This window comes from Paraburkholderia bengalensis (assembly GCF_037126505.1).
GTDB classification, from domain to species: Bacteria; Pseudomonadota; Gammaproteobacteria; order Burkholderiales; family Burkholderiaceae; genus Paraburkholderia; species Paraburkholderia bengalensis.
In genome coordinates this window covers 51,287-74,573 of the sequence record NZ_JACFYJ010000018.1, presented here as the reverse complement: position 1 = coordinate 74,573, position 23,287 = coordinate 51,287, and the positions used below count along the sequence as shown (strand labels likewise).

Below are 23,287 nucleotides of genomic sequence, written 5' to 3'. Positions count from 1 at the left end.
GGATTGGTTTTGAGAGCGTGGATCACACCTTGTGCGCCGACGGCGCTTCGCCCGCGTCAGCACCCGGATCGCCGAGCCAGGCGATGGTCAGCGCACCGAGCAGCAGCACACCTGAGACGGCGAGCAACGGCACGGTGAAGCCGCCCGAGATCTGCTTGAGCGCGCCGATCATCGACGGGCCGACGAAGCCGCCCAGATTGCCCACCGAGACGATCAGCGCGAGGCCGCCTGCTGCAGCGCGGCCCGTAAGGAAGCCTGACGGGATGGCCCAATACGTCGCCTGAAACGCGAGGATGCCGCTCACCGTGAAGCAGAGTGCGATCAGCTTGAGCACGGGCGTGTCGACGAACGTGCTGGCGCACAGCGCGACGGCCGCCACGATCAGCGCGCCGGCCACATACGGAATGCGGTTCTGCGAGCGATTGGCGACGCGCGCCCACCACAGCATCACGATCGCGCCGATCGCATATGGAATCGCCGTGAGCCAGCCGACGACCGCGTGCTCGACGCCGAACTGCTTGATGATCTGCGGCATCCACAGACCGACGCCGAGCGAGCCGACGATGCCGCAGAAGTTGATGAACGCGAGCACGAACACGCGCCAGTTGGTCATCGCATCGCGCAGATTGCTGCCGTGACGCGCGCCGATGTCGCCCTGCTCGTGCGCAAGACGCTTCGCCAGCGACGACTTTTCTTCTTCGCTCAGCCACTTCGCCTTTTCGGGGCGGTCGGCCAGCACGAACAGACAGGCGATGCCGAGTATCACAGCGGGCACACCCTCGATCAGCAGTAGCCACTGCCAGCTACGCAGCCCGTGCAGACCGCCCAGTTCGAGCAAGGCACCCGAGACCGGCGAACCGATCATGTTCGCCACGGGAATGCCGACAAGAAATGCAGCCGTGACCTTCGCGCGCCACTTGCCCGGAAACCAGTGCGTGAAATACAGATAGATGCCGGGCGTGAAGCCCGCCTCGGCGAGACCGAGCAGGAACCGTGCGGCGGCGAAACTCTTCGGGCCGACGACGAACGCTGTCGCCATCGAAAAGAGACCCCACGTGATCATGATGCGTGCGATCCACACGCGCGCCCCGACCTTCTGCATGATCAGGTTGCTAGGAATTTCGAAGAGAAAATAGCCGACGAAGAACAGCCCCGCACCGAAGCCGAACTGCTCGGCTGTCAGACCGAGATCCTTGTTCATCGTCAGCGCGGCGAACCCGACGTTGGTCCGGTCCAGATAGCTGATGACGTAGCAGATGAAAATGAACGGCAGAATTCGCCGGAACGCCTTCGCGAGCGTGCGCTCGCTGGCTGCATAGTCTTCGTGAGCAATGCCCGGCACGGGTTGTGCACCAGCGCGCCGCGCGGCGCCCTCGGCGCGCAAGGTTTGCGAAATCGTCATGCTTGCCTCCTCCAACGCGCTGCTGTCGGCGCGATGTATCGATAATTGGCGGGCGCAGCGCCCGCCGCGCCTCAGACGGTCCGCTTCGCCCGCTTGGGCAGCGGACCGGCAATCGTCATTTCGGCTTTAAGAACCGTTCCGGAAACGGATTCGGTCATGAAGAGCGTCTTCATCGCTGGGCCGCCGAAGCAGAGATTGGTGAGCGAAGCGCCTGCCGGGCTCGTCAGGATCCCGACGGGTTCGGCACGATGGTTCAGCACCCACGCGCGGCCGAGCCCCGGGTTCGCGACGAACAGCCGGCCCTCGGTATCGATGGTCAGACCGTCCGGACCGCTCGGACCGTAGGAGGTGAAGAACTGCCCGACCTTGCTGACGGAACCATCGGCCTGAAGCGGCACGCGCCACACGCAGTTCCCGCGCGTCATGCCGACGAACAGGACCTTCTCGTCGGGCGACAGCACGAGTCCGTTGGGGCTCGGACAATTGCCAAGCAGCATGTCGAGCTTGCCGTCCACCGACAGCCGGTATACGCGGCCGGTCGGATCGTGCAGACCGGTTTGGCCCTGATCGGTGAAATACAGGTTGCCGTTCGAATCGAACGTGAGATCGTTCACGCCTCTGAAGCGCTCGGAATTGCGCCGCTCGAGAAGCGGGCGCACTTCGCCGCTCGCGATGTCGAGCAGCATCAGACCATTGCGATAGTCGGTGATGAGCAGGTGCGCATCGTCGTAACGCTTCATGCCATTCGGCTCGCCGTCGTACTGCACGACAAGTTCCCACTCGCCCGAAGGCGAAATCCTGAACACGCGGCCGTGAGGGATGTCGGTCACGAACAGATAGCCTTCCGGGTCCCAGACCGGGCCTTCGAGGAAGGAATCCGTGGCGAGGCCGCCGCGGTTTGCGCGCGCCCAATCGGTCTGCACATCGGGCTTGCGGAATTTGTCCGGCATACGCGTGAAGACTTCGGCTGTGCGTACTTCGGGCGAGCTGAGATAGAACATGATGGACCTTCTCTTGCGAACGTCAGGCTGCGTTGCGGGCGCGTTCGTCGACGACGGCGAGAACATTGGCGGCAGCGCCCTTGCCCATGTTCACGTATGCGGCATCGCTCACGCCGCCGATGTGCGGCGACAGGATCGCGTTTGCGATCTGCTGGAACGGATGCGGATTCGTCATCGGTTCGACGTCGAAGCTGTCGAGACCGGCCGCGCGCAGCTGGCCGCTGGCGAGTGCCTCGGCGAGCGCGGCTTCGTCGATCAGACCGCCACGCGCCGTGTTGACGAGAATCGCGCCGGGCTTGAAGCGCGCGAACGTGTCGCGGTTGAGCATCTGCCGGTTCTCCGGCGTCAGCGGGCAATGCAACGAGACGATGTCCGATGCGGCGTACAGGTCGTCGAGCGCAACGAGTTTTACGCCCGCGGGCACTTCTTTCGCGTACGGATCAAACGCAAGCACCTTCATGCCGAACGCGGCGCCGATCGCTGCGACGCGTCGGCCGATCGCGCCGAGTCCGACGAGGCCGAGCGTGCATCCATCCAGTTCAACGGACTTATGCGTGGATTTGTCCCAGTGACCTGCGCGCATGCGCGCATCCAGTTGCGGCACCGATTTGGCACACGCGAGAATCAGCGCCCAGGCATGCTCCGCAACGGCCGCGGCGTTGGCGCCGACGGCTGCGCGCACCGCGATCCCACGTGCAGCCGCGGCTGCCTGATCGATCACGTCGATGCCGCTGCCGTGCTTCGAAATCACCTGCAGGTTTTCGGCGGCATCCATGATGCGGGCGTTGACCTTGCCGTATCGAACGATGATCGCGACCGGCTTGTGCTCGGTGCACAGCGCGACGATGTCGTCTTCCGTAGGCTGCTTGCCCGCGAACACGATGTCGAACTGGGTGAGCATGTCGAGCGCTTGCGGCGCGAGATCCGCGGCCGTCACGAGGACGACGGGTTTATGCGAAGCCGTTTGCATCACAGTGCCTCGCCTTCGGCCAGCATGCCGACTGCACGCAGTTCCTTCTCGATCCATCCCGGACGCACATCACCCTTATGGATCGCCGCAATACGCGCGGTCTCGATGTCGAGCTTTTTCTGCGCGAGCTCGACGATGCGCGCAACGTCGTTGCGCGGAATGACGACCACGCCGTCCGCGTCGCCGACGATCAGGTCGCCGGGGTTGATGGCCGTGTCGCCGGCCGAAATCGGCGCGTTCACGAGGCCCGCGACGCTTTTGGTCGGGCCGCACGGGTTGAGGCCCGCCGCGAAGATCGGATAGTCGCCGTTGGCAAGCTCGTGCGCATCGCGCACCGCGCCGTCGATGATGATCCCGGCGATGCCGGTTGCTTTCGCCTGCGTCGCCATGATCTCGCCGATCAGCGCGCAGGACAGATCGCCCTTCCCGTCGACGACGATCACGTCGCCCGGCTTCGCGATCGAAAGCGCGGCGTGGATGGCGAGGTTGTCGCCGCGACGGACTTCGACCGTGACGGCCGGACCCGCGACTTTCATCTTCGGCGACAGCGGCTTCACCCGGCCATGCAGCGTGCCGCGACGGCCCGCAACGTCGGCGAGGATGGCAGCCTGATATCGGGCGGCCGCCTTAACCAGGTCGGACGATACGCGTTCAACGTTGCGATTGATGGCGGAAGTACCTGCGGACGTAGTGCTCATCGATTTCACCTCAGTTCGAAAGTTTTACCGTGTACAACGATGGTGTACTGTGTGAAATCACTATAGCGAGCGTGCGCGCACGCAGCCACTAGCGTTTACCCTTTTACGGTGTAAACCATCGTTTTACTGTGTAAAATGTCGCTGAACGAACGGCGGGAGGCGGGAATGGGAAACGAGGGAGTCGTTGCGGTCGAAAAAGCGCTGGCACTGCTAGATTGCTTCAAGCCGGGGGCAGAATCGCAGTCACTCGCGATGCTGTCGCAAGCGTCCGGCATGCACAAGACGACGGTTTATCGGCTGATGAACTCGCTGGAGCGAATGGGTTATGTCGTGCGCGCGCAATCGGGCAACTACTCGCTCGGCCATCGCGTGCTCTATCTTGGCAAGCTGTACGAGCAGTCGTTTCATCTGTCCACGGTGGTGGAACCGGCGTTGCACGCGCTGGCGGCGCTGACCAAAGAAAGCGCATCGTACTACGTTCACGACAACGGTCAACGGCTTTGCCTGTTCCGCGCCGAGCCGTCCGAAGGTCTGCGCGAAACGCGGCTCGCGGGAACCGCGCTTCCACTCGACGACACGGCTATCGGCCAGGTGATCCGTTTCTGGGGCCTTGGCGAGCCGATATACGACAAACCGCCTGCACTGCCCGTCTTCACGGCGGGCGCGCGCGACGTGCACACAGCGGCATTCGCCGTTCCGGTTTTTGGCGCGGGCGACAAGTTCATGGCGGCACTCACGCTGTCGGGCCCTGCGTCCCGGCTGAGCGCGGCACACGCGTCGGGCGAGCTTGACCGACCGCAGCTGGACGCAGCCGCTGATCTATCGCGCAAGTTGGGGGCGAGTGTGGCGTTGTGCGAGAACCTCTACCGCACGTGATGGCCGCTTGCGGGAACGCCGGTGCCTGGGGGAAATGCGCAAGGAAGCATCTTCAGGCGCTGTGCTGTCCGAGTGGATCGATCATCCCGAGCCGTTCCTGCAGGCGGCCGTCTTGCGCGCATTGCGCGAACTGCGTTACGCCGATGCGTTTTCGCCTGCCGTGCGTGCGCTCGATCATGACGATCCGAAAGTCCGCATCGAGGCTGTGGGTATGCTCGGCTGGCTCAAGGATGCGCGCGCGCTCGCGCCGCTGGCGGCCATCGCCGCGCATGACGCCAATGCGGACATTCGCCGCGCGGCCGTCGGCGCATTGGGCTTTGCGCCCGCAAACGATGTAGCGACAACAGCCGCGCTACGGCACGCACTCGCCGACGCGGCCTGGCCCGTGGGCCTTTCTGGCGCAACTGCCGGGCACGCATTGACACTCGCGCATGTCACGTCACGTCACATCTAACAGGCGCACCCGATAGCTCAGGCTTCGCTATTAGCAGGACATCGGCTGCTGAGGGCCGCTGTCGTTTCGAAGCTACACCTTATTTCGGCGGCGAAGGAAACCGGACCACAGGCGGCGTATTCAAGCCGTCGCGTGCCACTGCGCAACCCGGGCTGTAGACCACGACAGATGCGCCGGCTGGTTAGCCGATTCGAGTCCCGTCAGGAGAACGCGGCCTGATAGACCTTCGGCGTCACGCCCATCTGTTGTTTGAAGACGCGCGTGAAATGTGATTGATCGGCAAAGCCGCTGAGAGAACCGGTTTCCACGATGGGCCTGCCGGACCGCAGCATCAGAATGGCTTTACGGATGCGCTCTTGTTGCTGAAACGCGTGCGGACTCAACCCCACTTCGCGCTCGAACGCACGCAGCAGCACGAAAGGCGTCACGTCAAACTCGGTGGCAAGCGTCGCCAGCGTCACCCGCGCATGCAAGTCATCCCGTAGACGGCTCTTGACGGCACGAACCAGCGCAGGCTCGCGGCGCACGACTGGCAAGGCGGTGGCGCGCAACGCATGGCGCGCCTGCAAACCGATCACGGCGCACGCGAGCGCTTCGCTACGCTTGAAGGGATCGTCATCGACCTCCGAGCACCAGTTCACGCCGTACAGGTTCCTCGACAACTCCTGATCGGAGATAAACGGGCTTGTCACTTCAAAGCGCTCTCGTCGCGGAACACCGAGCCTTTCACAATACGCGGCAAGCGCGGCGGGCTGCACATGTTCCACACGCATCTTCCAATGACCGTCACCCGCAGCTGCACCGGCATGCGGCACGTCAGCATCGATGACGATCACGTCGCCGCGCCGACACTGTCGCCGTTCCTGACGGACTTCGACCTCCAGAACTCCGCCCGTGATGACAGCAAGACAATGCGTGTCATGCGTATGCCGCGAATAGCGATGGCCAATGAACTGCCCCCTGAGCATCACAGCGTCCATCACGTCGGGCGCGCGCCAGAGTTTGACCGATGGCTTCGGAAAGGTAGTTTTCAGCACAATGGCGGGTGCGGGAGCGGGCGAAAGATCTCATCATAGTACTCGAGCCTGGGCATCGTCATGCTCGGCTGCTTGTCGAGTTCGTTAATGAAGTCCCTCCACCGCACAAGGGTCTCGGCACGCTGGTCGGGCGAGCAGTACGGAACGTGCCAGGCGAAGAACGGTTCGAGCACTTCATAGCCGACGTAACCGAGCGTGCCTTGCAGCAGGTGACGCAACATACCGCTTGCCAGTTCGCCATGAATGCCTGCCGGGCCGAACATGTGCTCGCGCCCACCCAGTGTCACGCCAACCACAGCGCGCTTGCCGACCATGCCGCCGCGGCCGTAGATACGTTTGCCACCATACAGCGCACCCGACAGGAAACATCGGTCGATCCAGCCCTTTACGAGCGCCGGCACGGAGAACCAATACAGTGGGAACACGAGCATCAGCGTGTCACTGGTGAGAAGCGCGTCCACTTCGCGCTGGATCTCGGATGCAATCGCACCATGCTCGAGCGCGTGGCGTTGCTCCAATGCATAGACGAGATAGTCGCTATTGGCGCGCTCCGGGAAATCGGTTGCACGAACTACGGGATCGAAATCGAGTGCGTAGAGGTCCGAAAAACTCACATCGTCGCCGCGCAACGTCAACTGATGCCGCGCCTCATGAGCCATCGCCGTACAGAAGGAGCGCGGCTCCGGATGAGCGTGCACGACATGCACTCTAGCCATGAGGGATCGACCTCCATGAAATGGCGGGAATATACGCATTGAGGTAGGCGAACTCGCCTTCGATCGCTTTCCCAGCCGGAAGCGTCGAGCCCTCGCACAGCAAACGTCGCGTATCCTGCAATGCACCCGGTGGCTTCGAAGCAAGGCGCGCGGCGTAGTCGCTGGCCGTACGTCGAACGTCGTCGTCTCGCACGACTCGTGAGATGAAACCGCATCGCAATGCCTCATCAGGCCTGATTTCGCGACCGCTCAACAGCCAGTCCCGCGCGACCAGGTCGCCCACCCGTCGGGCCAACAAAGCCGTCGCTCCTGCTTCGGGGACGATGCCGAGGTCAGCGAACGGGAAACGGAACCTGGCGCTCTCCCCCGCCACGACCCAATCGGCGTGCAACAACATCGTCGCTCCGAAGCCGACCGCCGCACCGTTGACGGCTGCAACGATGGGCTTCGGCTGCGTAGCGAATGCATTGATGCAGCGCGCGACCGCACCATCGGTTGCCTGGGGCCAGAGCGAGCCAAATGCCGCTGTATCGTGGCCTGCGCAAAAGGCGTCGTCAGTTCCGTGCAGGAGCACGCAATGAACGCGCAAATCGCCCTGCGCAAGCAGCAATGCATTCGCTAGCGCGTCGAACATCGTGCCGTCAAGCGCATTCCGCTTTTCGGGCCGATAGATGCCGATGGACCAGATTTTCCCGTCGAGCGCGGACGTGATGTTGGCCGTCATCATGCGAACAACGAAAAACCGCCGACCAGCTTGCCGACCCTGTTCCTCGGTCCAACAAGCCCAATCGCGAGGTATTGCAGTGATGCTCCCGGGACAGCCTGGATGGCATCGAGGAACGCGTGGTAGTCCGTGGTGGCCTGGCCTTGCACGGGAAAGTCCACCACATCGCAATGGGCCAGCGACTTCTGCCGAAGTTCGCTCAACTGTTGCGTCGTTGCCTTGAGTACCGGGATGCCGATCGGGATAAGCCCTGGATGAGCAGTACCGTCACTTTCTCGCAGGGGCGCGCCGACGAGATGACTGTGCCGCTGCCCCAGGGTGAATGCGACGACAGCGACCGCGTTGGATGCCTTGCCCGGGTTCAGCGCTTCGTCGACGACGATCACGCACCGCTCCGGCTTCTGCTGCGTCTGCATATCGCTCCCGGAGCGTGCTTCCGTTTGCGCTAACAATCCGTCTCTCCTTTGAATCCGTCCTGGAGAGCATGCTATGAGAGGATCTGCTGAAAGTATTGGACGATTTTGCAGGACGGGGCTGACCTCTTTTTGCCGTTAGCAATTATCAATAGCCCGCCATAACGGACCGGCCCCCGTTCCGGCTCCTCCTCGACTAACGGACGGCGGACCGAGGGCGGTAAAACTTTCGCGGCCGTCGTTGTTTTGATGTAGCGCCTGTAGCGGACGCGCTTCGTTAGACGCGTACCGCGTACCCTCTAATAACAGGGCATGACATTTGCTCCGGCAGGCGGACGACGCGTGTACGCTGGCAAATCAAATCTCTACTGAGCGCGATTTTCTGGCGAAGCCGGGCGAATGCTTTTGAGGACTCGACCGTTAGTTGCAGATGCGACAGAATGAAAAACGCGTACACAATCGTCGCGTATGACGTTTAACAGTTGACGTTTAACATGCCATCCGAGGAGACGCCGATGACCCGCTATACGACAGCCGAGTTGGACTCGCTTGCCAATCAGTTCGACACCGACGGTATGGTCGTGTTGCGTCAGCACTTTGCCCGCGACACCTTGCTTCAATGGCGCAGCGCCTTTGACGACCTTCTCGATCAGCGTCTACGCGAAAGCGCAACGGCTGTGCGAGGACCGAACCGGCATTACATCACGCTGCCTTTTTCCGGCGTTTTCGCCGACGAGGCCATCTTTGCAGACCCGGACGTGCTTGGCATTGTCGAACGGGTGGCGGGCGATGAACCCGTCATGTGTCAGCTGGCGACGGACACGCCGCTCTATGGTTCCGACTATCAGGACGTGCACCGTGACACGCCCGCGCTTTTCGAGGGCTTTCCCGAAACGCCCTCGTTCCAGCTCGCCGTCAACTTCCCGCTTTGCGACGTTACCGCCGACAACGGACCGTTCGAGACGACGCTTGGCACGCATCGGATGCATTCGGCGGATGCACTGCAAGCCTACGAATCCGGCCGCGCGCCCCTGCATGCAATCACGATGCAATTGGGCGACGTGATTATCCGCGACGTACGCGCATTGCACAGAGGCACGCCCAATCTGACACAGACGCCGCGGCCGATGGTCGTGATCGGCTATAGCCGCAGCTGGTACTATCGGCCGGAAGTGAAAATCGACGTGCCGGAGAGTGTTTATCAGAGCCTCAGTGCGACGGCGAAGCGACTCTTGCGCACCATGCCGCGCGTGGACAACATCGACAATAACGCCGCGCGCGAGCATTACACGAAGTTCGCGTATTGACGAGCCCGAAACGACGATGAGAACGTTGAATAGGTTATGGAACGCGCAGTTGCAACGGCAGTTCGGAGCGCGACGTTCCAGCGCATTGCTTTGTGAACCGGCAACGCCCCTAACGCCCCTCATGACCCTCACGCCCCTCACCCATCCTTGTCGATACCCTTCCGATACACGCTGGGCGAATTTCCAGTCCACTTTCTGAACGACCGGCGAAAGCTCGCTGCATCCGAAAATCCAATGCGCTCGGCGACCTGATCGATGGGAAGCCTCGTGTTTTCCAGAAATTCGATCGCGAGAGACCGGCGAACATCATTTAACAAGGTCTGATACGAGTAGTTATCGTCGGCCAGCCGTCGATGCAAGGTTCGCAGTGACATGCCCAGTTGCGCGGCCATCTTCTCGGCGGATGGAAACACGCCCGGTGCGTTCAGGCAGGCCATGCGGATCTGCCTCGGCAGTTCCGGAATGCCATCGCGTTCTTCGAGAATGCGATCGCAAAGCTGCTGGCAGATTTGCGCAGTGATCGGATTCGCATTCGGACACGGGCGATCGAGTACATGCACGTCGAAATGCCACTCCATCGTATCGGCGCCGAACTCCACAGGACAGTCGAACATCCTTTCGTAATTTCGCCAGTGTGGCGGCGCCGGATACGCCATGATCATCCGCTTCGAAGGAAAAGGCGCTTCCAGCACCCGGCTGAACAACACTGTCATCGAGCTTCGCCAGAATTCGGCGACGAAAGGCAGCATGTCGCCTAACGATGCGAGTCCATGGCTCCGCAAAATGCCCGTGTTGCCCTCGGTGGAATAGCTGATCTGCAACACCGCGCCCGCCATCCTGACATTCTCGACGCTGAATTTAAGTGCGTCTCCAAAGGTCGTGCTGCTGACCATGGCATAGCCATATATGCCGAAGTCACTGATTCTCTGACGCGCACCCGCAAGTAATCCGACATCGGCACGTGTAGCCAGCCGTTGAGCGTTTCGATAAATGGCAATGCGCTGACGATGCGAAATTCTCGCCTGCGAATCCTCCAGCTGGGTCGCGTGGACGCCAGTGTGCGCGAACAGCTTGTTGACGGAAACGCCCTCTGCGGCCAGTTCCGCGGCGAGCGCAGCCAGACCAAGAAGACTCTGCGTCGGCGCATCGAGATCGGGATGCAGCGGCGTGATGATTTTCGGTGGACGCACGATATGCCTCACTTCAGTTCCGAACCATGCTCGCACATTTTCCGGATTTTCGTCGAGCGCGGTTGGCACACTTTGACGCGGCAATTGGCAGGGTTGAACGTTGTTGCGGGATGCGCTCGCTGAGATAGTAACCATCAACGGCGCAAGCCGAAAAACAGATGGAGACAAGCCTTGATGCCCTTAGCCACGCCCGCTCTGGCACTCGCCACGCCCCTGATCAGCGCCAGTTCAGTATCGATTGATGGCGCAATTGGCCCTCATGCGGCAACGCAACACGACAGTCGATTCCAGCTGCGAGCCCCGTATAAAACGCCTCGCTAATGGACTCGTCAGCCGCCCCACACGCGTGCAGCGCGCAAAGGGCTGCCTGACGCCAGTGCCTTTGCTTCGCGTATCGCACATTGCTCATTGCTCATTGCCGAGAAAACCATGACCACCGTAAAGATTGAAATGGATGGCGCAGTCGGAATCGTTTCACTCGCCAAGCCGCCGCACAACCTGATTGACGACGCGATGATCGCGGACCTGCTCGCCGCGTATCGCCGCGCCGTCGCCGAAGGCGCCCGCGCGATCATACTCAAGAGCGATATGCGGCACTTTTCCGCGGGCGCGGAAATGAGTTCATTTACCAACGGCAAGACGGTGATCCAGCACGACGCCGATCAATTCCTCGAGTTCCTCGACGTGCTGGAGAACGCCCCTGTCCCGACCGTCGCGGCTGTTCACGGGGCCGCGCTTGGCGGCGGTCTCGAACTGGCGCTCACCTGCGACATGATCGTCGCTGCGGACACGGCCTACTTCGGGCAGGTCGAGAACATCGTGGGCCTCATCCCGCTGCTCGGCGGCACGCAACGACTCGTTCAGCGAGCGGGCGTCGTACGCGCCAAGGAAATCGCACTGATCGGGCGCCGGCATTCGGCGGAAGCATTCGAACGCTGGGGAATCATCAATCACGTCGTGCCCGAAGAAGAGCTGCAGACTGCCGCCATGTCGTTCGCCCGCCAACTGGCCGCGGGCCCGACCAAAGTCCTCAACGGCATCAAGCAGCAGGCCAATCTCGCGGCCAACGGCGGCGTGCGCAGCGCAGACCTGGAGCAGATCAACCTCAACAACATGATCTGGAAGACGGGCGATCGCGAACGCGGTTTCGCTTCGTTCTTTGCAACCGGGCCCGCCACCGCCGAATTCAAGGGAGATTGATCATGTCAGCACCGCTCGAAGGTATTCGTGTGATCGATTTCACGCGCGTGCTGGCCGGACCGCATTGCACCAAGACGCTTCTCGATCTCGGCGCCACCGTGACCAAGATCGAACCGCCCTCCGGCGATATCGGCCGCGTGAGCATGCCGCATATCGGCGACATGTCGCTGTATTACGTGCAGCAGAACGCCGGCAAGCGCAACGTGAGCCTCGATCTCAACTTCCCCGAGGCACGTTCGATCATGGTCGACATGTGTCGCGACGCGGACGTCATCGTCGAAAACTTTCGTCCTGGGACGCTGAACCGCTTTGGACTCGGCTATGAGCAGGTGCGCGAGTTCAACCCGTCCGTCATTTATGCCTCGTTGAGCGGCTATGGACAATCCACCTCATGGCGCAACCGGCCCGCGTTCGCGCCGACCGTGCAAGCCGAGTCGGGATTGACCGACATCGTCCAGCACCATTTCGGCGACGCGCTGACGGAAGTCCGTAACGACGCATGCAGCCACGCCGACATGTACACCGGACTCCACGGCGTCATCGGCATTCTGGCCGCGCTCGCGCATCGCGCGCGAACCGGCGAGGGGCAACACGTCGACGTCTCGATGGCCGCCACCATGCTGTCGGTCAACGAACGCGTGGGCGCACAATTGTCGGAAATCGACACCGAGGGCGAGCCGATCATTCTCTCGGCGCCCGATTCGCACATCTTCGATTTGCCCGATGGACGCCAACTCACCATAGCGGGCAGCCCGATCTACACGCCGATGTTCTCGCGGTATTGCGCGATGATGCGCCGCAACGATCTGCTGCGGGACCCTCGTTTCGGCACGGCACTTTTGCGGCGGCAAAACATTGCCGATTTGCTGGCCGAAGTCCGCGCGTGGATTCTCACGTTCAACGACCTGGATCTGCTCCAGACGCAGGTCAGCGAAGCGGGGCTGGCCATTGGCGTGGTCCGCAGCGTGAACGAGTTCGCCGAATCGGAGTGGGTGCAGGAATGGGGTGCGCTAGTCGATGTCGACGACAGATCGGGCGGCACGACACGCATGCCCGGCGCGCCTTGGCACTTCAGTCAGTCCGAGTTGCCGCCGCCGGGCAGCCCCGCTTTCCAGGGCGAGCATAACGCCGAGGTGCTCGCCGAGCGCAAGCTCAGCGCAGCGTTCATCCGGGATCTGCAGGAACGCGGAATCCTTCTCAGCAGGCCCGGCCCCACGCGCCCGTTCGACTGAACGTCGATGCGTTGATGCGCACGGCTCGCACCTTCCCCCAATTGAATCGAGACGACGATGCAACACACACTGAATCAGACTCATGACCCCGCTGCACGCAGTTGGGTCGAGTCCGCTAATGCACAGGCGGGCGACTTCCCCATCCAGAACCTGCCGTTTTCGGTCTTCCGCAGACGGAATGCCGATGAGACGTTTCGCGGCGCGGTCGCCATCGGCGATCAGGTCATCGACATCGCCGCGTGGGCGTCTCGCGCCAGTCTGGATGGAATCGCAGGCGAGGCTGCGCGGGCATGCGCGCAGCCCGTGCTCAACACGTTGTTTTCAATGGGCCCGGCGGCATGGCGAGCTTTGCGGCACGCGCTATTTGCCGCGCTTCACGAGCGCGCCGCTTCGGAGGATCGTGCGGCAATCGAGGCATGTCTGATCCCGCAACCGGAAGTGGAGCACAGCCTGCCTGCGCAGATCGGCGACTATACGGACTTCTACACCTCGATTCATCACGCGACCAACATCAGCAAACTGCTCGGCTTGAACGGTGTCGGCGCCAACTTCAAGTCGATACCCATCGCATACCATGGCCGGGTTTCAAGCATCGGAGTAAGCGGTCAGCAGTTTCGACGCCCCGCGGGTCAAATCATGCTGCCGGGTGAAGAAGCGCCGATCTTCTCGCCTTCGCGCAAGCTCGACTACGAACTCGAACTCGGCATTTACATTGGACAAGGCAACGCCGCTGGCGAGCCGATCGGACTGGATCAGGCCGACAGCCACGTATTCGGGCTTTGTCTGCTCAACGACTGGTCCGCCCGCGATATTCAGGCGTGGGAGATGCAGCCATTAGGCCCGTTTCTGGCAAAGAACTTCGCCACCACGATCTCACCATGGATCGTGACCATGGAGGCACTCGCGCCGTTCAGGCTTCCTTTGCCGCGTCCAGACGCGGATGGAAAGCCACTGCCCTATCTGGATTCCGACGGCAACAGCACGACGGGCGCCATCGATATCCAGCTTGAAGTCTGCATGGAGACTGCTCGCCATCGGGCCGCGAGTCTCCCGGCGGCACTACTCTCACGCACGAGTTTCAAGCATCAGTACTGGAGCATCGCGCAGATGGTCGCGCATCACGCCATAGGCGGCTGCAATTTGCGTCCGGGAGACCTGCTTGGCAGCGGCACCATTTCAGGGCCGCAGCGATCGGAAGCCGGCGCGCTGATGGAACTTGCTCGCAACGCAAGCGAGCCCGTCACCCTCGATACGGGTGAACAGCGCAGCTATGTGGAGGATGGCGACGCCGTTATTTTGCGCGGCTACTGCGAGAAAGCGGGCTTTGCACGAATCGGATTCGGAGAGAGCCGCGGCGAAGTCTTACCGGCAAAGCGCTGGCGATGACCGCTTCAGATGTCTGTCACGTAGACCATAACGGAGGGGACCCGACATGCAATCGATGGAATCAATCAACGCGGAGTTCGAGAGGCAAAACGGGACGAAAGTCAGATCATCCGGCGCGTCACTCGTCGAGAAGACGCAAGCGCTCGCAAAGTACCGGAACCACTTCGTGTGGTCATTGCTTTACACCTCACTGGGCATCTATTTTGGCCTGTTGATCGCAGTACTCGAGTTTCCCGGCGCAATGTCCATATCCGTCTACGGCGAACTCAACCTTGGACTGCTTGCGGTAGTCGTTCAGTTCGCGCTTACGATCGCTACCTTCTGGGGCTACTGTGCGTGGGCCGAGCACGTCTACGACCCGAAAGCAACTGAACTGCTGCGCAGCGCGTCGGCGCACACGGATGGTGATCGACATGAATAACCTGATCAGTCATGGCGGACTCAGAGTCATCGCCTTCGTGGGATTTATCGGACTCAGCCTTCTTCTGACCGGTTGGAGCGCTCGCCGATCGCGCGGCACCTCCGGATTTTTCGTGGCCGGACGCAATCTGTCGCCGGTTCAGAACGGCCTCGCGCTGGCGGGAGACTTCATGTCGGCGGGCTCGTTCCTGGGTGTGACGGGGCTGGTTTCGCTGTTCGGATTCGACGGCATCGTCTACCAGGTGGGCTTCATTGCGGGATGGATCATGATCATGCTGATCGTCGCGGAGCCGGTCAGAAACTGCGGCAAATACACCCTCTCCGATGTGGTCGCCATCCGCTTGCGCAGCCGTGGCGTGCGAGCGGCCACATCGGGTTCTTCACTGATCATTTCGTTAGCCTATCTGCTCGCGCAACTGGTCGGCGCCGGCGCCCTCGCCAGTCTGCTCTTGCCGATCGGCGCCAACGCCGCCATCGTGCTGATCGGCGTACTCATGATCGCGTATGTGCTGTTCGGCGGCATGGTGGCCGCGACTTACGTGCAGATCGTCAAGGCCGTCCTCGTCTGGACGGCCGGCGCGGTGCTCGTGCTGCTCGCTCTGGCGCATTTCTCCTTCGACGTGGGCGCGCTATTCAACAAGGCACGTCTGTCATCGCTGCACCCGGCGCAATACTTTGTACCCGGCGGCTACTTCAAAGACCCGCTCGATACGCTGTCACTTACGCTCGCCCTCGCGTTGGGTACAGCCGGCCTGCCGCACGTGATGACCCGCTTTTACACGGTGCCGTCCGCCGTCGCGGCGAGAAAGTCAGCCAAAATCGGCCTGATCGTGATGACGTCCTTTGCCGTCATGATGATCGTGCTCGGATTTTCTGCCACCGCGATCGTGGGGCCGGCGGCGATTCTCGCGACACACAGTTCCGGAAACAGCGCCATCACGTTGCTCGCCACGACACTCGGCGGCGGTGCCGGTTCTGTCGGCGGCGAGCTTTTGCTCGCGTGCGTGTCGGCCATTGCTTTTGCAACCATTCTTGCCGTCGTGTCGGGCATCATGATTTCATCGGCGTCGACCATCTCCCACGACATCTTCAGCCATCTCTTCCCGGCGGCGCACGACAGGGAACGCCGGAAGGTCGTGATCGCGAAGATCGCCACGATAGTCTTCGGTGTGGCCGCCATGGGACTCGCGCTGCTTGTGAAGACCTTCAATGTCGCGTTTCTCGTAGGGCTCGCGTTTGCCATCGCCGCTAGCGCAAATTTGCCCGTGGTTCTCTTCTCGATGTACTGGCGGCGCTTTACGGATCGAGGCGCAGTGGCCGCCGTGCTCGCCGGCACCGTATCTTCGATCGGCCTCGTGCTGCTGGGGCCGGCTGTTATAGGGGCGAAAGGCATCATCTTCAAGGATTCCACTCCGCCGTTCTGGCTCTCGAATCCGGGTCTGTTCAGCATTCCAGTGGGCTTTATCGCGGGCTGGATCGGATCGGTCACGACACGCCGAAACATCAACGACGGTTCCTTCGACGCGCAGCAACTTCGCATGCTAAGCGGCCTCGGAGCGGAAGCCGCATCGGAACACTAATGCGAGAAAGTTCAAACCAACTATCTGTCCAACAAGGAGACTCCCAGTGATTCGCTTACGTATTGCCGCTTCACGATTTGCGTTGTCCACAGCCGCCATTGCCATCGGCATGAACACATTCTGGGCGTCAGCGATGGCGGCGACCGTCGAGGTATCGGAAACAAAGACGATCATCGATCATGTGACTGTCTCGTCCAGCAAACCTTACGCGCTCGTCAAACAGGAGCTGGAGAGCCGCCTCGGTCGACTCGACGATCATATCCGCACGCTGCTGAAGCAGGACAAGGTCGACGAATTGCGCACTGCCCTTCAGAAAGCCGCCGGCCACGACGGGCTCGTGATTCACTACATTGGGCTGCATGGAGACTGGCTCGTGCTGAAAGGACAGCGCAGAAACGGCACTGAGTACTTCACCGGCAACATTCTCACCGCGACTGAAATGACGAGCGTCAACATGGCGGCCGGACTGTATGCGCCATTACGTATCATGGTCTACGAGAACGCGCAGGGTGGGACGACAATCGAATACGATAAGCCGTCAACCCAACTCAGCCAGTTCCACAGCGCCCAGATCGATGTTCAGGGCCGTTCACTCGACGATCGACTCGCGAAGCTTTGTGCTTCCGTATTGCAATAGGAACGCCCACGCGCAGCGCACGGAGAGCGCAACGTCGCGCGTCCGGTAACGAACGACAGGCGGACAGAAGGAACCCGTATTTCGCACGCGGTTGCGCTGTCGCCGCGTGCGCGAATCCGACGGCCAGGTGGCGACCGGCTACATTCCCCATCTGAGCGATGGTGTATGCACCGGGCTATCCCAATGCCGCTTCATTTCGTCGTCCAGCACGCACAAGGTGATCGACGCACCGGCCATTTCCAGCGACGTCGTGAGCGATCCGATCTGCACGCGTGCAATGGCCAGACCGCGCTCTTGCAGCCACGACCGTGTGGAGTTGAACAACAGATACAGTTCGCCGAGCGGCGTGCCGCCCAGTCCATTGATCAAGACCAGCAACTCCGAGCCGCTGCCCGGCTTCAGATCGGCGATAATCGCCGTCAGCAGCTCTGCCGCGATCGCATCGGCTGCTGCAAAGCGCGCGCGACGCCGCCCTGGCTCCCCATGAATGCCGACGCCAACCTCGATTTCATCGTCGCCGATCTTGAACGTCAGCGTGCCCGCTGCGGGCACCGTGCAACTCGAGAACGCCACGCCCATCGACGCCGTATGTTTGTTGATCCGGTCGCCGAACGCCTTGCATTGTTCGAGATCGGCGCCGCTCTCGGCGAGACTGCCCACCAGTTTCTCGACGATCACGGCACCCGCGACGCCGCGCCGCCCCGTCGTGTAACTTGAGTTTTCGACGGCGACGTCGTCGTTGATCAGCACCATCGCATTCGGCAACTCCGACATCTCGGACGCCATTTCAAAGTTCATCAGATCGCCGGAATAGTTCTTCACGATGAAGAGCGTCCCCGCGCCCGTATCGACGGCCTTGGCGGCTGCCATCATCTGATCGGGCGTCGGCGATGTGAAGACCTGACCCGGGCATGCGGCATCCAGCATTCCGTACCCGACGAAGCCGATATGCAAGGGCTCGTGTCCCGAGCCGCCGCCCGACACGAGCGCAACCTTGCCTGGCTTCAGCGTTTTACGCCGCACGAATACAGGTTCGTTGTCGAGCACGACGAGATCGTCATGCGCGGCGGCGAATCCGGCAAGGCTCTCAGTCAGAAAGTCGTCGACATGGTTGATGAATTTTTTCATGGCCTGCGCTCCTTTCAGTCTCTGTCTTGCGCGAGCCGCGCGCATATCGCACCGATCATCAACTGGCTCGACCGTGCGCCGGGATCGATGTGCCCGCGCGCGCGCTCGCCAAGAAACGACGCGCGTCCCTTGGTCGCGAGCATGTCGCGCGTCGCCTGCATGCCCTCTTCGGCCGTCAGCGGCAGCGCATCGAGCACGGCTTCGGGTGCCGCACCATCTTCGGCTAGTGCCACGAAGCGTGACGCGACGGGGATCAGCACGTCCATCATCGTCTTGCTGCCGATGCCGGCCTTGCCTCGCTGGGCGACGGCATCGACACCCGCAGCGAAGATCCGCGCTGCGTCTTCCACGCTCATGGTGTCCGCGCCCTGCGCCGCCTGTGCCATGCCATGCAGCAACGAAAAGAACAGCGGCCCCGACGAACCGCCCACCGTCGACAGCAATTTGGAGGCGGCCTGGTCCAGCGCGGGCGCAAATGCCTGGGCCTCGATAGTCGCGCGCATCGCCAGCAGCGCATCGACGCCGCGCAACAGGTTGAAGATATGATCGCCGTCGCCGATCTGCTGATCGAGCGCGGCGATCTCGTCCGTGTGTTCCTTTAGCGTCGCATGCGCGGCCTCGATGCACGCCATGACCGTTTTCCCGTTCATGCCGGAATCCTCCTGCCGTCGGAGCGGAAGTAGAGAAGGCTGCGCGGAGGCAGCGACACGCCGACCGTTTGCCCAGGCGTGAAATTGCGCTCGGTCATCGTGGTCGCGACGATCGCCGTGCCGTCGCGCTCCATGATCAGCAGATGTCGCAGCGGCGAATATTCGAGCACGCGAAGATTGAGCACGTCGCGCGTATCAGGCGCGTGCAGCACGATGTCTTCAGGCCGTATTGCGACGGTCGAGGTGCCCGACGGCATCGTCGAAGGATCGAACAACACGGGCGGCAGCAAATTGATGGGCGGCGAGCCGAGACGTTGCGCAGCGCCTAGCGAAGCGGGATTGCCATAGACATCGCGCGGCGCACCCATCTGCACGATGTGCCCTTGTTCGAGTATGCCGATGCGGTCCGCGAGCGTAGTCGCCTCGACCTGATCGTGCGTCACGTAGATGATCGTCGCGCCAATCGTGCGATGCAGCCGCTTCAGTTCGATCCGCAACTCCTCGCGCAACTTCGCATCGAGCGAGGACAGCGGCTCGTCCATCAGAAACACCTTGGGCTGACGCACCAGCGCGCGTCCGATGGCGACGCGCTGCATCTCGCCTCCCGACAGACGCGTCGCCAGATTGCCGAGTTTCGACTCGATATGCAGCATCTGCGCGACCGTCTGCACGCGCGCGGTGACTTCCGCCTCGCTCACGCGCCGGCGCGGTGAGCGAAGTGGAAACGCCAGGTTGCCGAACACCGTCAGATGCGGATACAGCGAATACTGCTGAAAGATGAAGGCGACGTCCCGGTCCGCCGGATGCATGTCCGTCGCGGCGGCACCGTCGATGAATATCTCGCCTTCGTCGGGCCGTTCCAGACCGGCGATGAGCCGCAACGTGGTGGTCTTGCCCGCGCCGCTCGGCCCGAGCAGCACGACGAACTCGCCCTCTTTCACGTCGATCGACACATCATTCACCGCGACGATATCGCCGAATCGCTTCGTCACCCCCTGCAAGCGGATCTCAGACATAAGCGCCTCCGTTACCGCGTCCGTTGACGGCCATCTGCCGCGCAGCGCCGGGCAGCAGCACGCCGCTCGATGCGTCGTACATGAGCGTGCGCTCCTTGTGAAACGACAACCCGACCTGCGACCCGGCCGCTCGTCCTTCTTCCTTGCCGACCCGCACGCGCACGATGCCGAGCGCGGTTTCGACAACCAGAATCTGATGCGAGCCGAGATACTCGTCGGCGATCACGCGTCCGCGCAGCGCACTGCGCTCGTCGATGACGACGTGCTCGGGCCGCACGCCAAGCAGCGCTTTCGCGGCGGACGCCTCCGTGCGGGGCACAGGCACGGCCACACCGCCGAGCGAGACCGATTCCACACCCGCTTCGACGCCGCCGTCCACGGCCAGAAAATTCATCGGCGGACTGCCGATAAAGCTACCGACAAACACGGTCGCCGGAAAGTGATAGACCTCATGCGGCGACGCGGATTGCAGCACCTCGCCGCCGCTCATCACAACGATGTCGTCGGCCATCGCCATCGCTTCGCGCTGGTCGTGCGTCACATAGACCGTCGTCGCGTTGAGCGCGTTGTGCAACTTGCGCAACTCGAGGCACATCAGTTCGCGGAAATCCGCGTCGAGCGTGCCGAGCGGCTCGTCCATCAGAAAAGCCTTCGGGTGCCGGACAATCGCGCGGCCCAACGCGACGCGTTGACGATCGCCGCCCGACAGCCCGCCCGTCTTTCTGTCCAGCAGACTTTCGATGCGCAACATATGCGCGGCCGCATCGACGCGCGACGCAATCTCGCGGCGCGAAATGCCTTCGTTCTTCAGCGGAAAAGCGATGTTGTTACGCACCGTCATATGCGGATAGAGCGCGAACATCTGGAACACAAAGGCAATGTCGCGTTGGCGCGCCCGCAATCCCGTCACATCTTCGCCGTCGATCAGAATCTGGCCAGAGGTCGGCAGCTCGAGTCCGGCAATCATGCGCAACGTCGTCGTTTTGCCGCAACCGGACGGGCCGAGCAGCACGACGAAGCGGCCGTTGCTCACGGTAAGATTCGTGCCGCGCACGGCAGTGAATTCGCCGAAGCGTTTTTGAAGGTTGGAGAGAACGATCGTCGACATGGCTCACTCCGGGAAGTGACTGGTCACGACGAAAGCCAGCGCACCCACCAGAATCACGGGAAATGACCATGTGTACAGATCGACCGTGAACGGCTGGACGAGCATCGCAATGCCGAGGCCGATCAGCACGGTCGATGCGCCCTCGCAATAGCGGCGTCGGAACAGGCGGCGGCGCGGCATGATGGGTTGGGCTTTCATTTGCGCACCGCTCCGAAGGTGATGCCGCGCAACAGATGTTTGCGCAGCACAACGGTAAAGATCAGGATGGGCAGAACGAACAGCGTCGTCGCGGCCGCGACGGCCGGCCAGTCCTGTCCGCCCTCGCCGATGATGAACGGAATGAACGGCGGCATCGTCTGCGCATCGCCGCTCGTCAGCAGCAATGCGAATGCGTACTCGTTCCATGCAAAGATCAGACAGAAAATGGCGGTCGCGGCAATGCCCGTGATCGCCTGCGGCAACACGACCTTGACGAAGGCCTGCAACCGCGTATAGCCGTCGACGAGGGCGGCTTCCTCATATTCGCGCGGGATTTCGTCGATGAATCCTTTGAGCAGCCACACCGCGAGCGACACGTTCACAGCCGTATAGAGCACGATCATGCCGAGATAGCTATCGGAGAGGCCGAGCGCGCGGTACATCAGATAGATGGGAATCGCGACGGCGATGGGCGGCATCATCCGCGTGGACAGAATGAAGAACAGCAGGTCGTCGGCAAGCGGGACCTTGAAGCGCGAGAAGGCGTAGGCCGCGAGCGTACCGAGAAAAACGGCAAGGAAGGTCGAACCGAAGCCGATGACAAGCGAATTGACGAAGCGCGGCAAGACCTTCGACGGCCCCGCGATCACCATATTGCGCTTGCGCACATCGCGGTCATACCACGTTTGAGCGGGCGGCAAGCTCGCGATGAACTCCGGCGTCTGCCGCGAGCGGATCGTGAACAGATTCACATAGCCTTCCATCGACGGGTGGAAAACACGACGGGCGGATAGGCAACCGCGTCTTCCTGCGTCTTGAAGCTCGTCAGGATGATCCATACGATCGGCAGCGTTGCAATCAGCGCGTAGGCGATCACGACGAAGGCGGCGAACGTCTTGCTGCGCGGCGATGCCGCCACCACCGACTGTTGAAGCGCAAGGTCTGTCATCGCTGTTTCACCCGGTTGAGTGCCTTCACATAGATATTCGCCGCGCCAAAGACCACCACGAACAGAATGATCGCCAGTGCGGACGAGTACCCCGTCTGCCACTTCTCAAACGCAGCGCGCTTGAGCGTGATCGACACGGTTTCCGTTACGGAGCCCGGCCCGCCCGATGTCAGCAGGTTCACCATGTCGAACATCTTGAAGTTCTCGATACCGCGAAACAGGATCGCGAGCATCAGGAACGGCAGCGTCATCGGCAATGTGATCGACCAGAATTGCCGCCAAGGCGAAGCACGATCCACTTCAGCCGCTTCGTAGATGTAGTCCGGGATCGAACGCAGTCCCGCAAGACAGATCAGCATCACGTACGGCGTCCACATCCACGTATCGACCATCACGATGGTCCACGGCGCGAGCGGCACGTCGCCGATCATCTGAAACGAGCTCGGCGAGATGCCCGTGAAAAAACCGACGATGTCGTTGAAAAGTCCCGTTTGCGGTTGCAGCAGAAACGTCCAGAAGTTGCCGACCACAGCGGGCGAAAGCATCATCGGCAGCAGAATCAGCGTGGTCCAGAAGCTATGGCCGCGAAACTGCCGGTTGATCAGCAGCGCGAGCCCGAAACCGAGCAGCACTTCGAGTCCGACCGACCAGAACACGAAGCGCGCCGTCACCTGCATGGCGTACCAGATGTCCTCGTCGGTGAGTATGTCCGTGTAATTGTCGATGCCGACATTGCGCGCGGGCACGCTCGGCATATTCGACTTGAAGTTCGTAAACGACAGCCGCAATGCCCAGATCAACGGAAAGATGTTGATGGCGAGCAACAGCACGATAGTCGGAAGAATGAACAGCCATGCGATGGTCCGGTCCGATAGCCCGTGCAGGCGCGCGCTGGCGCGCGTTTGCGCTCGTGTCTGCAACCCTTCCGGAGGAAAAGGCTTGTTTGCCAACATGCCTGACTCCTTGTTGTCGCGGACCGGCAAGATCGATCGGCT

General features: G+C 61.7%; 24 protein-coding genes and 1 pseudogene. 9 read left to right on the top strand and 16 right to left on the bottom strand.

Features of this window, described 5'->3' with window-relative positions:
- Positions 1-22: 22 nt before the first annotated feature.
- The 4 genes from H3V53_RS13745 to H3V53_RS13730 form a co-directional block, all read right to left on the bottom strand.
- Positions 23-1,402 (bottom strand): MFS transporter, encoded by a 1,380-nt coding sequence (locus tag H3V53_RS13745; protein ID WP_336598376.1) that lies wholly within the window; start codon positions 1,400-1,402, stop codon positions 23-25.
- A 71-nt stretch (positions 1,403-1,473) separates the two neighbouring features.
- Entirely contained in the window at positions 1,474-2,403 is a 930-nt protein-coding gene (locus H3V53_RS13740; protein WP_336598375.1) for an SMP-30/gluconolactonase/LRE family protein, read from the bottom strand.
- 22 nt (positions 2,404-2,425) lie between these two features.
- The gene (locus H3V53_RS13735) at positions 2,426-3,373 is read right to left on the bottom strand and encodes an NAD(P)-dependent oxidoreductase (RefSeq protein WP_336598374.1); all 948 of its coding nucleotides are present in this window, start codon (positions 3,371-3,373) and stop codon (positions 2,426-2,428) included.
- The gene (locus tag H3V53_RS13730) at positions 3,373-4,071 is read right to left on the bottom strand and encodes an RraA family protein (RefSeq protein ID WP_336598373.1); all 699 of its coding nucleotides are present in this window, start codon (positions 4,069-4,071) and stop codon (positions 3,373-3,375) included. Before H3V53_RS13730 ends, H3V53_RS13735 begins: the two co-directional genes overlap by 1 nt.
- 165 nt (positions 4,072-4,236) lie before the next feature.
- On the opposite strand from H3V53_RS13730, the gene H3V53_RS13725 reads away from it, so the two are divergent.
- Positions 4,237-4,947: an IclR family transcriptional regulator gene (locus tag H3V53_RS13725; RefSeq protein ID WP_336598372.1), complete on the top strand. Its 711-nt coding sequence runs from the start codon at positions 4,237-4,239 to the stop codon at positions 4,945-4,947.
- A gap of 34 nt (positions 4,948-4,981) precedes the next feature.
- Positions 4,982-5,401, top strand: coding sequence for a HEAT repeat domain-containing protein (locus tag H3V53_RS13720; protein WP_419539493.1), 420 nt, complete (start codon positions 4,982-4,984; stop codon positions 5,399-5,401).
- A 200-nt stretch (positions 5,402-5,601) separates the two neighbouring features.
- Here the strand turns inward: H3V53_RS13720 and H3V53_RS13715 are convergent, their stop codons facing one another.
- Genes H3V53_RS13715 through H3V53_RS13700 form a run of 4 tightly spaced genes read right to left on the bottom strand, consistent with a single transcriptional unit; the run spans position 5,602 to position 8,294 of the window.
- On the bottom strand, positions 5,602-6,381 hold the full coding sequence (locus H3V53_RS13715; protein WP_336598371.1) for a helix-turn-helix transcriptional regulator: 780 nt from the start codon (positions 6,379-6,381) through the stop codon (positions 5,602-5,604).
- A gap of 50 nt (positions 6,382-6,431) precedes the next feature.
- A complete protein-coding gene (locus H3V53_RS13710) occupies positions 6,432-7,154 on the bottom strand; it encodes an NAD(P)H-dependent oxidoreductase (protein ID WP_336598370.1) in 723 nt (240 codons plus the stop codon).
- A complete protein-coding gene (locus H3V53_RS13705) occupies positions 7,147-7,878 on the bottom strand; it encodes an enoyl-CoA hydratase/isomerase family protein (RefSeq protein WP_336598408.1) in 732 nt (243 codons plus the stop codon). The genes H3V53_RS13710 and H3V53_RS13705 overlap by 8 nt, the downstream gene beginning before the upstream one ends.
- Entirely contained in the window at positions 7,878-8,294 is a 417-nt protein-coding gene (locus H3V53_RS13700; protein ID WP_336598369.1) for a DUF2000 domain-containing protein, read from the bottom strand. Before H3V53_RS13700 ends, H3V53_RS13705 begins: the two co-directional genes overlap by 1 nt.
- Before the next feature lie 512 nt (positions 8,295-8,806).
- On the opposite strand from H3V53_RS13700, the gene H3V53_RS13695 reads away from it, so the two are divergent.
- Positions 8,807-9,598: a phytanoyl-CoA dioxygenase family protein gene (locus H3V53_RS13695; protein ID WP_336598368.1), complete on the top strand. Its 792-nt coding sequence runs from the start codon at positions 8,807-8,809 to the stop codon at positions 9,596-9,598.
- A gap of 137 nt (positions 9,599-9,735) precedes the next feature.
- On the opposite strand, the gene H3V53_RS13690 is transcribed toward H3V53_RS13695, so the two are convergent.
- Positions 9,736-10,857 carry an AraC family transcriptional regulator gene (locus H3V53_RS13690; protein ID WP_336598367.1) on the bottom strand — a complete coding sequence of 374 codons (1,122 nt, stop codon included), beginning with the start codon at positions 10,855-10,857 and terminating at the stop codon, positions 9,736-9,738.
- Between the two features lie 360 nt (positions 10,858-11,217).
- Here H3V53_RS13690 and H3V53_RS13685 point away from each other — a divergent pair, with 360 nt between their 5' ends.
- The 6 genes from H3V53_RS13685 to H3V53_RS13660 all read left to right on the top strand — a co-directional run bounded on the left by H3V53_RS13685 (position 11,218) and on the right by H3V53_RS13660 (position 17,243).
- Positions 11,218-11,988 carry an enoyl-CoA hydratase/isomerase family protein gene (locus H3V53_RS13685; RefSeq protein ID WP_336598366.1) on the top strand — a complete coding sequence of 257 codons (771 nt, stop codon included), beginning with the start codon at positions 11,218-11,220 and terminating at the stop codon, positions 11,986-11,988.
- A gap of 2 nt (positions 11,989-11,990) precedes the next feature.
- Positions 11,991-13,220, top strand: coding sequence for a CaiB/BaiF CoA transferase family protein (locus H3V53_RS13680; RefSeq protein ID WP_336598365.1), 1,230 nt, complete (start codon positions 11,991-11,993; stop codon positions 13,218-13,220).
- 57 nt (positions 13,221-13,277) lie between these two features.
- Positions 13,278-14,606: a fumarylacetoacetase gene (fahA, locus tag H3V53_RS13675; protein ID WP_336598364.1), complete on the top strand. Its 1,329-nt coding sequence runs from the start codon at positions 13,278-13,280 to the stop codon at positions 14,604-14,606.
- Between the two features lie 46 nt (positions 14,607-14,652).
- Complete coding sequence (locus H3V53_RS13670) at positions 14,653-15,027, top strand: DUF485 domain-containing protein (RefSeq protein WP_054921914.1); 375 nt, start codon at positions 14,653-14,655, stop codon at positions 15,025-15,027.
- Positions 15,020-16,606, top strand: coding sequence for a solute symporter family protein (locus H3V53_RS13665; protein WP_336598363.1), 1,587 nt, complete (start codon positions 15,020-15,022; stop codon positions 16,604-16,606). The genes H3V53_RS13670 and H3V53_RS13665 overlap by 8 nt, the downstream gene beginning before the upstream one ends.
- Before the next feature lie 82 nt (positions 16,607-16,688).
- Complete coding sequence (locus tag H3V53_RS13660; RefSeq protein WP_336598362.1) at positions 16,689-17,243, top strand: DUF302 domain-containing protein; 555 nt, start codon at positions 16,689-16,691, stop codon at positions 17,241-17,243.
- Positions 17,244-17,381: 138 nt separating this feature from the next.
- Here H3V53_RS13660 and dhaK read toward each other — a convergent pair whose 3' ends face one another.
- The 7 genes and pseudogenes from dhaK to H3V53_RS13625 all read right to left on the bottom strand — a co-directional run bounded on the left by dhaK (position 17,382) and on the right by H3V53_RS13625 (position 23,245).
- Entirely contained in the window at positions 17,382-18,371 is a 990-nt protein-coding gene (gene dhaK, locus H3V53_RS13655) for a dihydroxyacetone kinase subunit DhaK (protein WP_336598361.1), read from the bottom strand.
- 14 nt (positions 18,372-18,385) lie between these two features.
- Positions 18,386-19,021, bottom strand: coding sequence for a dihydroxyacetone kinase subunit DhaL (gene dhaL, locus H3V53_RS13650; RefSeq protein ID WP_336598360.1), 636 nt, complete (start codon positions 19,019-19,021; stop codon positions 18,386-18,388).
- A complete protein-coding gene (locus tag H3V53_RS13645; protein ID WP_336598359.1) occupies positions 19,018-20,037 on the bottom strand; it encodes an ABC transporter ATP-binding protein in 1,020 nt (339 codons plus the stop codon). The genes dhaL and H3V53_RS13645 overlap by 4 nt, the downstream gene beginning before the upstream one ends.
- Complete coding sequence (locus H3V53_RS13640; protein ID WP_336598357.1) at positions 20,030-21,145, bottom strand: ABC transporter ATP-binding protein; 1,116 nt, start codon at positions 21,143-21,145, stop codon at positions 20,030-20,032. Before H3V53_RS13640 ends, H3V53_RS13645 begins: the two co-directional genes overlap by 8 nt.
- A gap of 3 nt (positions 21,146-21,148) precedes the next feature.
- Positions 21,149-21,343, bottom strand: a complete 195-nt coding sequence (locus H3V53_RS13635) for a hypothetical protein (protein ID WP_054921904.1) — start codon at positions 21,341-21,343, stop codon at positions 21,149-21,151.
- A pseudogene (locus H3V53_RS13630) lies at positions 21,340-22,292 on the bottom strand (carbohydrate ABC transporter permease). Before H3V53_RS13630 ends, H3V53_RS13635 begins: the two are co-directional and overlap by 4 nt.
- Positions 22,289-23,245, bottom strand: coding sequence for an ABC transporter permease subunit (locus H3V53_RS13625; protein ID WP_054921901.1), 957 nt, complete (start codon positions 23,243-23,245; stop codon positions 22,289-22,291). The pseudogene H3V53_RS13630 and the gene H3V53_RS13625 overlap by 4 nt, the downstream one beginning before the upstream one ends.
- Between the last annotated feature and the right edge of the window lie 42 nt (positions 23,246-23,287).